The sequence below is a fragment of the SAR324 cluster bacterium genome (genome assembly GCA_015232315.1).
Taxonomy (GTDB): Bacteria; SAR324; SAR324; order SAR324; family NAC60-12; genus JADFZZ01.
This window is the reverse complement of record JADFZZ010000001.1, coordinates 278,573-292,534: the sequence shown is the minus strand read 5'-3', so window position 1 is coordinate 292,534 and position 13,962 is coordinate 278,573. Positions and strand designations below refer to the sequence as shown.

Genomic DNA, 13,962 nt, shown 5'->3' with positions numbered 1-13,962 from the left:
AGGTCAATGTGAATAAAATGAAGGCAATTTTGGGAATTGTATTGATGAGTATGTTGGTTGGCTGTTCGTCACAGTATAAAAGTACTCCTCAAAAAACGCGGGATGAAATAGAAGTTTCTCCCTATAAACCTTTAACAGGTGAAAAAGCTGACGGGCTTGAAGCATTACCTGAAGTTCCTGTCGCCCAGATGGAAGACAAAAAGGGACCTCGCCTGTTCACTATCGCTGTAGAAAACACCGATATTCGTAAGGTACTCAAGGCTTTTGCCCGAGACAGTCAATTGAGCATTGTGATCGATCCGGATGTGGAAGGGAATGTGAGTGTGGATCTTAAACAGGTAACACTTGAAGAAATTCTGTTCTTCATGCTGGACCCTATTGCCCTTGATTATTCAAGAGAAGGCAATGTGCTTCGCGTTTTCAGGAAAAAATTTGAAACACGAATATTTACCTTGAACCACCTGATGATCAAACGCTCCAGCAAAGGAGAAATCGCTGTCAGTAGTATTGGAGAAACAGCCGGAGGAACAGGAACAGGGAGTATTACCAGTGAAATGGAAACCGATTTCTGGGTTGATCTTGAAAAACAGCTCAAAGCGCTTGTTGGCCTTTCTACGACAGAAGACGCGGCCGCAGAAGGTGACCCTCAACAAGGCGATAGTCAGGAAACATCGCCAACTACTACGGCACCAACGTCAAGTGGAGGGTTAGGCAGTCTGTTCTCCTCAGCGTCCTCGGCACAACCGCCGGTTTCGGCACAAACTGTTTCGCAAGGCTCCCAAATTATGCCCGTAGCGGGGGAGCAACCTAAGTTGGTTATTAATAAAAACAGCGGACTGATTTTGGTACGTGCCAGTAAAGAAATCATCAATGACGTCGCCAAATTTCTGGAAGTCGTAGAAAACTCTGTTCACCGCCAGGTTCGCATAGAAGCCAAAATTGCTGAAGTCACCCTGGATGACAACACTCAATTTGGTGTGAACTGGGAAAGAATCACCCCTTTTGGTGAACGACAACAAAATGGTGTGAGTGGCTTTACTTCGGAACCCCCCTTTTCTGATTCGTCGTTTTTTTCAGCAACAATTCGTGGAGATCGTGGTCGAGCCAGTGCGATCTTGAGAGCATTGCAGGAAAATCAGGAAGTAAAGATTCTTTCTTCACCCAGTATTTCTACGTTGAACAATCAACCGGCCATCATCAAAATTGCCAAGGAACAGCCTGTTTTTTCCATAAAAGAAACTCCGTTGGCAACCTCAGGAACCCCCATCATTCAACGAACCGCAGAAAAAGAACATGTTACGATTGGTATCTCTCTCAGGGTCACGCCTTATATCAGTGAAAACGGAGACATCATGATCGACATTCATCCGGTGATTACGGATACCGTCGGGGAGGATGCTGTGATAAGAGATCCTCAATATGGAACGATCATGGCCTCTGCACCCGTATTGAGTGTTCGTGAAATCAACACCATGGTAAACGCACGTAACGGTGAAACCATCCTGATTGCAGGACTCATCAAGGATCGTGTTTCTGAATCAGAAAATAAAGTGCCCATTTTAAGTGAGATTCCCATCCTCGGCGAATTATTCAAATCCACAAAAATTCAAAAAGAGAAAACAGAACTGGTGATTTTATTGACCCCGACCATCATCACGGGGCGAACCATCCATCAATTGTCCGAGCGTGAGAAAAAATATTTCAAACAAAAAGATCCCACTTTATTTCAAGAATTATAATTTATGAGGATTCATGCGGTTGTTTCTGTTACTTCTGATACTTCTTCCGGCCATCCTGTTCAGCGGATGTGCTGAGCGTGATGGCAATCAGGACAGCATTTATAATACAAGTTTCAGCTTTTCCAGTCAGATTGATGAAAATGGAGTCCCTATCGATTCCATCAAACGGGTTCCCTTAAGTATAAAAACCTTTTATCCTGTGGTGCATTATTTCGATTTGAACCCGGATGTCTATATTTTTGGAATACGTATTACAGATGGTGAGGGCAATATTGTCCTGGAACAGCGTGGCAGTATTGAAGAACGTGGTGATCATGATGCCAATCTTGCCGCTGGAATTCATTTTCAGGATGGCATCGTGACCTTGACTAAAAATCTTTCACGATTCTCCATCGTCTACACAGTGGAAGTCGATGAAGCTGTGAATAAGCCGGGTTACTGGCTGTTTGAATATTTTGCAAATGAAGACAAGTCGGAAACCATGGTTGAAGTCATACGCCAACAAGTGGAACAGGATTTACCGGCCCCGGAACAGGCAACCACGGGTACGGATGAGACAGAACCAACAGAATAATTATTTGTGTTGAAAAAACGGGAATTTTCTAAAAAGAAACATTGACATTAATGTTAAGGCTAAGTATACATTTCGACTTTCTTTGGATGGGTCGGTAGCTCAGTTGGTAGAGCATCTGACTTTTAATTAGGTGGTCCTGGGTTCGAATCCCAGCCGACCCACCATAGAAAAAAATAGGGATCCGATTTTGATCAGATACAACATCCCTGAAACCAATTTGAAGTATTTTTCTCAATTTCAAATTGGCTCATTCTACCCCGCAAAGCCCCTTTCATCCCGTTTAATATTCAAAAATATCTGTTGTTTTTTAGGCCTGTTAGAAGCTCCTTCATCTGTATGGTTTGTGACATTGCCTCAAGCATAAGTTGAGCGTCCTATTATGCTGAAATCCTGATAATCTATCTCAGGGATATGCATCAATCTGAATTTCCACAATTTAATAAAATCAAATTGACACATTTACGATTGTCAGCTCATCACATTGACAATAAACATCATTGCAGAGGGATTTAGGGGGGATTTATGGGAAAAATACTGACATTGACTATAATCATTTCTTCCGTATTGATTTGGGGACTCAATCCACAGAGTCAATGGGTGGTTTATGGCATTCTCATCCTTGCAGGAGCCCTGGTGATAAAATTCACCGAATATTCACAGAAACCACGACCCCAGAGGCCCCAGAATACCGCTGAGGTAATCTCACTTGATGAGTATCGCAAAAAAAAACAAGAGGCTCGAAACAACTCAACGTTCCCCTCATGGGTCCCTGTATTGGCGTCAACGTCAGTGATTGAAGCGGAGCTGGTTTCAGGTTTTCTGGAAGCAGAAGGTATTGAAACCAGGGTCTTGAACAAACAGCAAGCCAGCATCCTGATACACCCAGTCGATGCTCTGGAGATTAAAGTTTTAGTCAAACCGTCCGATGAGAGAAAAGCAAAGGATCTCATAAAAAACCGTCAGGATCAGAATGCGCCATCTGGTCCATTATAATTTCAAACAGGAGTCACATGCTTGCTTTGCTCAGAAAATTCATGATTTTGTGCGGCGGGTATGTGTTGATATTTTTTATAACCCCCAATCTTTATGCCCAGGAAGGAGGAGGTGGTGGTTCTACTGATTCATACTGGAGATTAGGTTTTTTGGGACTGACAACCCCACGATATGACACCCCCCATCCATTCACTCAAATGAGTGGTTCAGCGGCTTTTGATATTCCACCATTTTCTGTTAACATTTCCTTGGACTACCGGGGGAGACTAGAGGGGCAGAAAGAAGAAACCATTGAACAAAAATTTGTCCATGAAATGCCTCCATCCACCATTGAATATGCATTTCCGACAGACACATTGATCAATTATGTTTCGCTGATGTACACACACGTAACCACTTATGAAGATGATGGAACTGTAGGAGGACTTACGACTGTACCAAGATCTGAACGTCCTATCGTCCAGATGAAAACCTATTACGATTTGTTTGTAGCAGCCATCCATCCGCTATTTAACCCAAATGAATCAGACATTGATATTTCCGTAGGCACAGGATTTGCCAAAATTCAGGGTATCTATCGTGGTGGATTCCGGGGTTCTGCAGCAAACCACTTCAGGAGCAGTACACAATTGCAGCGATTCCAGGCTGCCCCGGTTCCGATCCGATTTGTTGCGATAGATACCAATGGGGAGACATTTGGCTTCAGGTTTTCCATGCATTTCATTACTAAAACAGTCATCATTCAAAAAGATGAAAATATTTTTTACGGCAATCCACAGGCGCCGGGTGCCGCCGAAGAAGTTTATTTCACCGGACTCCTCATGAGCGCTACTATCACCGCAAAATTTTAACTCTATTGTTTATGTCCAGCCATTTGACTGAATGTTGCCTCTTTTTCAAAGATGATCACCTTACCTTTGGATGGATTGCAGGTGAGCAAAAAAATAAACTGATCATACAACCCTTTCAGGGCAAAGAGTTGTTTCTTCCTGAAAATCGGCTTTTGATGAAATGGAGCATCCCGGTATCCATCACTGAATCATCCCGTATAAGAATTCTGCTGGAACACCAAATCCATGAAATTCAGGAAATCCGACAACAGCAAGACCTTCAAATTATTCATGAGCTTCTAGTGCCTGATCAGGAATATACGCTGGAAGAACTGGCAGAAAACTTTCTGGATTCCCCCCAACCTGTTCCCCGTTTGGCATTGCTCATCGCCTTGCTTGAAGACAATCTCTGGTTCAAACGCACCCGTCACCAAACCTTCATTCCCAGGACATCTGCCGAACTCGAACTGATTGAAACGCAGACCAGACAAGCCCGGAAATTGGCCGCAAAAAGTATTCAGATTCAGAAATGGATTATGCAACTGGATCAGCAACAGTCCTTATCAGTCGATGACGATCCTGATTTGCGTGAATGGCTTCAACAACTGCGCAGTGTATTGATCCAGGCTAAAGAGTCTCCTCACTGGAAAGAAATCAGCACTTTGATGAATTGGAATACCCTGGAGAGAGATGATGAATGTAAAATCAGGAAATGGTTGTTACAATCTGGAATGCCGGTTTCGTGGTGTCGACTTTTATTGGAAAAATCGCAGATTCGTGACCATGTTTCACAAAATGTATTGGAAGAAGCAACGAGTATCGCAGAAATTCTCCATGAAAAATCTCCTTCAAGTAATGCGGAATGCCTGACAATTGATTCTGAAAAGACACGTGACTATGATGATGCTTTTTCAGTGTTATCCTGGAACGATCAACAGCTAACGATTGTAGTCTATATTACAGATGTTGCTGATAGAATAGCTCCTGAATCCCTGGTTTTTGAGGATGCCAGAAAAAAAATTTCCACCGTTTACACACTGCGTCAAATCTTTCCCATGCTACCTGAAATTCTGTCCAATCAGGCACTGTCACTGGTGGCGCATAAAAACAGACCCGCCATTGCGTTTACTTTTGAAATTTCGGCAACAGGAACTTATCAAATAAACGCAATTCGTAGCGAAACCATTCAGGTATCCCGAAATCTCAGTTATAATCAGGCCGATGAATATGTCCGTCAGGAAACCGATTACTGGCCGCGACTATTCACCGCCTGCCAGGCATTGATGAAACGTCGGATCGAAAATGGCGCTCTGGAACTGGAACGACGTGAAGTAGAAATGGATATCAGCAATCCTGATCAAATCAAAATCATCCCTCTTGACCGCAACAGTCCGTCCAATCTGATCATTCAAGAATTGGCGATTCTGGTGAATCATGAAACGGCCAGATACTTGTCTGAAAAAAAATATCCGGCTATTTTCCGCACGCAACCGCCCTATGAGATTGTAAAACAGCCACAACCAGGAGAATCTCTAGAGATGCGCCATATCCAGATAGATCCGGCACGTCTCACAACCGTCCCCGGGCGCCATTCAGGTCTGGGATGTGATGTTTATACACAGGTAACCTCGCCAATCCGACGTTTTACCGATTTAATCGTGCAGCATCAATTAAAGCAAAGTCTGGCCAATGGACCATCTCTGTTTGATGAAGAAAAACTCATGGTCTGGGCACAACAGGCCGAACTCCAGCAAAAAACCTATGCCCAGATAGAGCGTGAGATCACTGCACACTGGAAAATCCGTTATCTGTCTCAGCATATTGGCGAACCATTCAAAGCCACCATACTACGGCACAAACACCACGCCACCAACATAGAATTGAAAGAATTGTTGTTTGTGCTGTCATTACCAGGATTGACATCGTACCAGGAAGGTGATGAGATTTTGCTTCAGATTGATCATGTTGACCGTGAACGACATATTGTTCAGGCACATGTTGTTTCTTCCTGATAAATTTCTGTTCGTGGTTGGAATGATACCTCATGGTTTCATTTCCTGGAAATGTGAAATGATATTTCAAACGATCCCCCGGATCATTGACAGGAGCTGTTCCTATGAAAAAAATCGGTGTTCCCCAGATTGTACAAGCGAAAGGAAAGGAAAAAATCTTATGCTTAACCGCCTATGACGCGTTTTCTGCCACCATGGTGGGTCAATCGGACGTTCATATGATTCTGGTAGGTGATTCGCTGGGACATGTGATCCAGGGAAAAAACACAACCATTGGCGTTTCAATGGAGCACATTATCTACCATTCAGGCATTGTGGTTCAAAATGCCCCGGAAAAATTCATCATTGCAGATATGCCCTTTGGAAGTGTTGGCGTGAGTGTGGAAGAAACAGTTCGCCATTGTATGGAAGTTTTCAAAGCCAGTAGTGCCAGCGCGGTTAAGCTGGAAGGAACATCGCCTGCTATCCTTCAGGCTGTTCCACTGCTCAATGATATCGGAGTTCCTGTCATGGGACATCTGGGTTTTCGGCCCCAATCAGTCCATGTCTATGGTGGCTATAAAGTGGATGGCAAGAGCGACACCGACCGGGCCAGATTAATGGATGAAGCTGCCAAACTTGAAGAGGCAGGTGTTTTTAGCATTGTTTTGGAGTGTGTGACCGAAGAAGTCGCCCAAGATGTCACAAAACAACTAAACATTCCTACCATTGGCATTGGTTCAGGACGATTTGTTGATGGACAAGTGCTGGTATTTCATGACCTGCTGGGAATGACCACTGGCAAAGTGCCATCCTTTGTGCGGCGTTACGCCTCTCTTGCGGAATCAGCCAGAGAGGGGATTCATAAATGGCTCGAGGACGTTCAGGGGGGGAATTATCCTGCTGAAAAAGAGCTGTATCATCTTAAAAAATAATCAGGAACTGGAAAAGATTTCATCCACCATGGGTGGGATATAAATCAAATCTTTGATCGTGATCGCCTTGTGTCCTTTATAAGATCCCTGATAGCCGGTAATTTTTTTGACGCCATTGATGAGAACATCAACCGGTTCATGGACTTCCTGATCCAGCAACAAGAGATCTCCGGCCTGCAGATTGAGGAAATTTCTGACATTCATGTTTGTTTGTCCCAACTGCACCACAAATTCGACATTAGCTTTATCCAGGTTTTTCTTAAACCTGTTGATCCACGTATTATCCGCTTCATCCTGTTCACTCTGGAAACCCGCATTGAGCTTGACCCGGATGGGTTCAATCATGGAGTAGGGGACACATACCGTAATCGACATGGGGGCACGTCCAATCTCCACATCAAAGGTCACCACAATCACAATTTCGCTGTGAGGCACAATCGCCACAAACTGTGGATTGACCTCGGATCGAGTGTAATTGATCTGGATTGGAAACACAGGACGCCACGAACTTTGCAGATCTTCCAACGCACTGATCACCACCCGTTTGATCATACGCTGTTCAATTTCAGTAAAATCACGACCTTCAGCCTTGACTTCAAGTTCTCCGGTTCCACCAAAAAACAAATCAATCAATGTGAAAACAAGGCGTGTTTCCAGCACCATGATGGCATTTCCCCTCAGTGGCGTCATGCGGAAAAGATTCAATGATGACGGAACAGGCAGTGTTTTCAAAAATTCGCCAAACTTGATCAGCTCTGTGGAACGCACACTGATATCCACCACCTTACGAAGCGCATTGGACAATGTCAGTCGAAACAGTCGAACAAAACGGTCATGGATGATCTCCAGTGTGGGCATACGTCCCCGGATGATGCGATCCTGAGCTGTCAGGTCAAACGGGACGACCTCATTGGGATCATATTCTTCCTCATCATCGCTTCCCATATCATCACCAGCGACACCTCTCAGCAAGGCATCAACTTCCTGTTGTGACAAGACAGCTCCCATAGTGACCTTTCATCAAAAATTATGGCATAAATTCAGTGAACTCCTATCAATGCAATAACTGTGACAGGCCGCATATTGGATTTTCATGAATCAATATTGCCCTGTTTCACACCCGCAACCGATTGACACCATTGAATGCCGCGATACGGTAGGCTTCATCCAGCGTTGGATAATTGAACACCGCATTCATGAAATATTTAACAGTGCCCTCAAAATAAAGGACAGCCTGTCCCAAATGGATCAATTCTGTCGCACGGGGACCAATGATATGCACCCCCAGCAGTTTCAATGAACCGGGGTCAAACAGCAGTTTGAGAATCCCCTCGTCATCTCCCATAATTTTAGCACGAACTACTTCTTTGAAATGCGCTATCCCGACTTCATAGGGAATCTGCATATCCGTCAGTTCTTCCTCTGTTTTCCCAGCCATGGCAATCGCGGGAATAGTCCAGATGCCAAATGGTAGCGCTGTCGGCATTTTTTCATTATGAAGTTCACCAAACGCATGCAATACCGCAATTCGTGCCTGTGTCATGGCTGTTGATGCCAATGCGGGAAAGCCAATGATATCTCCCACAGCATAAATATTTTCCTGAGTAGTCTGATAATTTTCATTCACGGCGACAGGCCCGTTTGGTGACATCTCAATCCCGACCTGTTCAAGTCCAAGTCCTTCGGTATTGGCTCTTCTTCCGGCGGCCACCATCACGGTAGAACAGGGAAGAATTTTTCCACTATCCAGGTGAACATGAACTTCATCCTGAGAAATTTTTTCAATGTGCCTGACACTTTCACCAAGACGCAAGGTGATCCGCTGGTTACGCATCCGATAGACCAGTGTATCCACAATTTCACCATCCAGAAAATTCAGGATGTCCCGATCTCTGGCAATCAAATTCACCCGGATTCCCAATTTTGAGAATATACAGGCATATTCACAGCCAATCACACCAGCCCCGATGATCGTGATTTTTTTGGGAAGATGCTTGATCTGTAGAATGGTGTCAGAATCAAAAACAGATTCATTGTCAAATGGCGCCCATACCGGATGATGTGGATGAGAACCAGTCGCAAGCACAAAATAATCGGCTTCAATAATCAGCGGCTGAGGATTTTGTTCACGAACCACTTCCAATTGGTGGGCCGATTTGAAATGAGACGTGCCAAAAATCAAGGGAATCTGGTTTTTGCTGAGGTTCCTGTGAAACAGGCTTTCCTGCTCATCAATCACAACTTTGGTCAAAGACATGAATTCTTCAGTCGTCAACCCTTCACGGTAAGAAATCTGGATCCCATGCGTCATCTTGTGAAGCAATTCCAGATCGACCACTGTTTCTCTCAGCGATTTGGAAGGAATGGTTCCTGTGTGCAGAGACGCACCCCCGATATGTTTATTTTTTTCAATCAGAACAACTTTTTTACCCAGCTTGGCGGCCTGCATCGCCGCTTTTTCTCCGGCTGGACCTGAGCCTATCACAGCGATATCAAATTGCATGCTTTCCTGCATATCAGACTCCTTTAGTCTTGTGCCGGATCTTCTGCGAAATCGTGATTATGACAAATATTGATAATACAATATTCCTGAAATCATCGACAAAACAGATCCTGAAAAAATTGAGAGAAGCGGACTCTTAGTCTATGTAAGAGCGAGTCAGGGTTGTCAAGAGGACATCCTGACTCAAGAGAGGAAACAAGGATTGGAATATTATCTGTCAGACTCGATCTTTCATAGGGACATAATCATGCACGGTCGGTCCTGAATAAATTTGACGGGGACGCATGATTTTGGTAGCCGGATCATCATGCATTTCTTTCCATTGAGCAATCCACCCCGGAATACGTCCAAGTGCAAACATGACTGTAAACATATTGCTGGGAATACCAATGGCCCGATAGATGATACCACTGTAAAAATCAACGTTTGGATACAGTTTTCTTTCAATAAAATAGTCCTCTGCCAATGCCCGTTCTTCAAGTTTCATGGCAATATCCAGCAGAGGATCTTTAATTCCCAGTTTATTTAGAATCCTGTCACAAGCCTGTTTGACAATTTTAGCCCGTGGATCGTAGTTTTTATAAACTCTATGCCCAAACCCCATCAATCGTGCAGTGGAATTTTTGTCCTTAACCTGCTCCATAAAGGTATCCACATTCCCGCCATTGGCATGAATCTTTTCCAGCATGAACATCACCTGCTGATTGGCACCGCCATGCAATGGTCCCCACAACGCAAGAATTCCAGATGCGATTGATGCGTAAATATTGGCGTGACTGCTACCGACACCTCTTACTGTCGATGCGCTACAATTCTGTTCATGATCCGCATGCAGGATCAACAGCAAATCCAGCGCATCAACAATCTCCTGATCCAATTCATATTCTTCCGCGGGAACAGCAAACATCATCCGCAGAAAATTCGCGCAATAAGCCAGTGAATCTTTGGGGTAAACAAACGGCTGACCGATTGATTTTTTATATGAAAACGCCGCAATGGTACGGATTTTCGCCAGCAGGCGGGTCACATTCCGGTCAAACTCATGCATATCCACTGTACCGGAGGCCTCGGAATAATAAGCTGACAGCGAACAAACCATGGCCGACAAGGTTGCCATCGGATGAGGCTGTACGGAAAAACTTTCAAAAAAATTGATCATGTCTTCATGGATCATGGAATGGGCCGTCAGTCCGCTGGAAAAACGTTTCAATTCTGTTTGATTGGGTAATTCGCCATAAATCAGAAGATAGGAAACTTCTGTGAATGTAGAATTCTCGGCCAGTTGTTCAATCGGTATTCCCCGATAGCGCAAAATACCTGTTTCACCATCCAGATAGGTAATGGAACTGACACAGGCACCGGTATTCATATAGCCGGGGTCCAGAGTAATATAGCCGGTTGAACTGCGTAATTTGGAAATATCAATCGCTTTTTCATTTTCAGACCCTGTGACTACCGGGCATTCAATTGTTTTTCCTTCAGGAAAAGTAATCTTAACGTTTTCAGACATACAACCTCATTACCAGAATTATAAAGTGAGCTCCTGTGGCTTAACCCGCAGTTCTCCATTTTTCTAACTGAACCATGATTGCCTTCTGGGCATGTAACCTGTTTTCGGCCTGATCAAACACTACGGAATTCGGACCATCCAGCACTTCGGCGGTGATTTCATGGCCTCTTTCGGCAGGTAGACAATGCATAACCATGACATTTTTCTTGCTGTGATTGACCATGTTCTGATTGATCTGAAATCCCTGCAACATCTGAACACGTTCATTAATTTTTTCTTTTTCGCCCATGCTGGCCCACACATCGGTATACAGGACATCCGCATTTTTGACAGCGTCATCCCAGGAATGAACAACATGAATGTTGGAAAGTCCTTCTTTGCGGGCATTTTCCACAAGTTCCATATCGGGCAGAGTTTCCGGTGATGTCACAACCCATAAATCAAGGGGAAGTCTGGCGGCCATGTTGATCCATGAATTGGTCACATTGTTACCATCGCCCAGATAAACCACCCTTGCACGTTCAGAACTGCCCTGATGTTCTTCAATCGTCATGATATCGGCCATGATCTGGCAAGGGTGCAACCAGTCTGTCAGCATGTTGATGACAGGCACACTGGCGACCTGTCCCAGTCTGACAACTTCCTGGTGTCCAAATGTTCTGATCAGAATGCCATCCACATACCGTGATAGCACCTGGGCCACATCAGCGACAGGTTCGCGTTTTCCCATGACAAAATCTTTGTCGGTGAGATGAACACAATGTCCTCCCATCTGTTTGATCCCAACTTCAAAAGAAACACGGGTTCTGAGAGAATCCTTGTGAAAAATCATCGCATAGGATTTTCCTTTAAGGTATTGCGGACATTCGCCTTTGAGATTAAGACGTTTCAATTCTTTTGCCAGTTCAAGGGTTTCCCTGATTTCCCGGGAACTCCAGTCCAGTAGTGAAATAAAATCTCGTTTCATGGGTGACTCATCATTATAATTTCATAATTTTTATCGTTCATTCCACGCAAAACACAAAACATCCTGAATGGAAGTGGTTCCAGTCAGCAACATGACAACTCTGTCCAGACCCAACGCAATTCCGGCGCTGGGGGGCATAGCCTGTTCGAGGCTGGATAAAAAACATTCATCAAGCGGTGGCAGGCGACGATGGATCTCTGCATAATCCACCAGATTCTGCTCAAAACGCTGACGCTGAACTGACGCATCGATCAATTCACCAAAACCATTGGACAATTCCATGCCGGAAACATACAGTTCCGCACGTTCCACAAACTCAGGATGATCTTCCCGAGTCCTGGCAAGACTGGCAAGTTGCACAGGCCAGTCATAGACCACAATTGGACTGGAGTGGCCCAATTTGGGTTCCATGAGATGCCATAAGCGAAAAAAAATTTCTTCATAGCTCTCTGCGTTTTCCAGACATGCTCCGTGTTTCTGCTCCAAGGCGTGCAATTTAAGTGCGTGCTTTGACAGTAAAGCTTCAGCAGGAAGGTGTAAATATTCCTGAAAAACTTCTGCTACAGAGGCATATTGCCATGGTTTCAGAAAAATCGAATCACTGCCACCTGTCCGCGCCAGATGGTTTTCTGTAACACAAACGAGGCATTCAAGTAAATCCTGATAAATACGACCCAATGTGTCAAAAGCCCTGTACCATTCCAGCATCGTAAATTCAGGATTATGCCGGCTCCCGTTTTCTTTTCCACGAAAACAGGTTGTTATCTGATAAATGCGCTCGAAACCGCCGACCAGCAGTCGTTTCATCTGAAATTCAGGTGAAGTGATCAGATAATTATCTTCTTCCACTCGAAACGGAAAAAACTGTGCTTCCGGACTGGGAGCCTGCACAAGGCAGGGCGTCTGGACTTCCATGAAATCCTGTTGATCAAACCAGTTCCGGACATCTCGCAAAATACTGTGACGTTCCCGCAGGATCTTCATTCTTGGCACAGTTCCCTGACGCCACCTTAAAACATCTCCTGACGCAGGCACAGACGTGACAGGACAATTCAGAATTTCAACATCCAGAACGTGACAGGAGTGATCCACGTCAAAGCGAATAATGGCACCTTCAGGGATTTGAGGATACTGCTGAAAGCATAACTTAAACGCTACCTCCTCGAGCAGAACCCAGGCAAATGTTTTTTCACCTTCTACATAACCCGAAAATCGGCCGGCATATTGTCCCGCGTCAAGCTTTTCGATGGAAAGAAGAGGCTTCCGATGTGTCCGGTATGGCGTCTGTCTGCTATGAAGCATTACTTGACTTTAACCCGTTCCACATATTCGCCGGTTCGTGTATCCACCTTGACAAACTCACCGGTCGCAAAAAACAGAGGAACATACACCATATGGCCTGTAGAAAGCGTAGCGGGTTTCGTGGCACCTGTGACCGTGTTGCCTTTCTCTCCCGGAGCGGTATCCACAATTTCCAGAATGACAAAGTTAGGCAGTGTGATGCCAATGGCTCTTCCATTATAAAAACTGAGGTTGACCTCCATGTTTTCAACCAGATAATTGATAGCGTCTCCAACCTGGTCCATGGACACTTCAAGCTGTTCATAGTTGCTGGTATCCATGAAATGGCAGGCAGAATCTTTATACAGATATTGAGCCGCTTTGTCTTCCATATTGGCGGGTTTGAGTTTTTCGCCTGTTTTAAAAGTTCGATCCAGCACAGCTCCGGTCAACATGTTCTTGATTCGGGTTCGAGTGAAGGCATTTCCCTTTCCGGGTTTTACAAACTGGAAATCAATCACCACATAGGGGTTATTATCAATTTCAACACGTAATCCTTTGCGAATATCGGATGTTTCGTACACAACCACTCATTAGTCAAAAAGTTAATCAATAGGGAACCTTTCCCGGGTTTTTACA

Annotated in this window: 12 protein-coding genes and 1 tRNA gene; 7 read left to right on the top strand and 6 right to left on the bottom strand. The window is 44.6% G+C overall.

All coding sequences use genetic code 11. From position 1 onward, the window contains the following. The first annotated feature begins 8 nt into the window (after nucleotides 1–8). From HQM11_01200 to panB, 7 genes are all read left to right on the top strand, one after another. The gene (locus tag HQM11_01200; GenBank protein ID MBF0349614.1) at nucleotides 9–1,739 is read left to right on the top strand and encodes a hypothetical protein; all 1,731 of its coding nucleotides are present in this window, start codon (nucleotides 9–11) and stop codon (nucleotides 1,737–1,739) included. Nucleotides 1,740–1,752: 13 nt separating this feature from the next. Further along, entirely contained in the window at nucleotides 1,753–2,313 is a 561-nt protein-coding gene (locus HQM11_01195; GenBank protein MBF0349613.1) for a hypothetical protein, read from the top strand. Nucleotides 2,314–2,401: 88 nt separating this feature from the next. After that, nucleotides 2,402–2,477 (top strand) — tRNA-Lys (locus tag HQM11_01190). Between the two features lie 358 nt (nucleotides 2,478–2,835). Then, nucleotides 2,836–3,306 (top strand): DUF2007 domain-containing protein, encoded by a 471-nt coding sequence (locus HQM11_01185; GenBank protein ID MBF0349612.1) that lies wholly within the window; start codon nucleotides 2,836–2,838, stop codon nucleotides 3,304–3,306. 17 nt (nucleotides 3,307–3,323) lie between these two features. Next, complete coding sequence (locus tag HQM11_01180; GenBank protein ID MBF0349611.1) at nucleotides 3,324–4,157, top strand: hypothetical protein; 834 nt, start codon at nucleotides 3,324–3,326, stop codon at nucleotides 4,155–4,157. Nucleotides 4,158–4,312: 155 nt separating this feature from the next. Then, nucleotides 4,313–6,148: an RNB domain-containing ribonuclease gene (locus tag HQM11_01175; GenBank protein MBF0349610.1), complete on the top strand. Its 1,836-nt coding sequence runs from the start codon at nucleotides 4,313–4,315 to the stop codon at nucleotides 6,146–6,148. Between the two features lie 104 nt (nucleotides 6,149–6,252). Next, nucleotides 6,253–7,062, top strand: coding sequence for a 3-methyl-2-oxobutanoate hydroxymethyltransferase (gene panB, locus HQM11_01170; protein MBF0349609.1), 810 nt, complete (start codon nucleotides 6,253–6,255; stop codon nucleotides 7,060–7,062). On the opposite strand, the gene fliM is transcribed toward panB, so the two are convergent. The 6 genes from fliM to efp form a co-directional block, all read right to left on the bottom strand. Next, complete coding sequence (fliM, locus tag HQM11_01165; protein ID MBF0349608.1) at nucleotides 7,063–8,070, bottom strand: flagellar motor switch protein FliM; 1,008 nt, start codon at nucleotides 8,068–8,070, stop codon at nucleotides 7,063–7,065. It abuts the gene before it with no gap. A 106-nt stretch (nucleotides 8,071–8,176) separates the two neighbouring features. Beyond that, a complete protein-coding gene (sthA, locus tag HQM11_01160) occupies nucleotides 8,177–9,577 on the bottom strand; it encodes a Si-specific NAD(P)(+) transhydrogenase (GenBank protein ID MBF0349607.1) in 1,401 nt (466 codons plus the stop codon). 205 nt (nucleotides 9,578–9,782) lie between these two features. Further along, the gene (locus HQM11_01155; GenBank protein MBF0349606.1) at nucleotides 9,783–11,075 is read right to left on the bottom strand and encodes a citrate synthase; all 1,293 of its coding nucleotides are present in this window, start codon (nucleotides 11,073–11,075) and stop codon (nucleotides 9,783–9,785) included. Between the two features lie 40 nt (nucleotides 11,076–11,115). Continuing rightward, nucleotides 11,116–12,042: an ornithine carbamoyltransferase gene (argF, locus tag HQM11_01150; protein ID MBF0349605.1), complete on the bottom strand. Its 927-nt coding sequence runs from the start codon at nucleotides 12,040–12,042 to the stop codon at nucleotides 11,116–11,118. 30 nt (nucleotides 12,043–12,072) lie between these two features. Continuing rightward, complete coding sequence (gene genX, locus HQM11_01145; protein ID MBF0349604.1) at nucleotides 12,073–13,344, bottom strand: EF-P lysine aminoacylase GenX; 1,272 nt, start codon at nucleotides 13,342–13,344, stop codon at nucleotides 12,073–12,075. Further along, nucleotides 13,344–13,907, bottom strand: a complete 564-nt coding sequence (gene efp, locus HQM11_01140; protein ID MBF0349603.1) for an elongation factor P — start codon at nucleotides 13,905–13,907, stop codon at nucleotides 13,344–13,346. Before efp ends, genX begins: the two co-directional genes overlap by 1 nt. Nucleotides 13,908–13,962 lie beyond the last annotated feature (55 nt).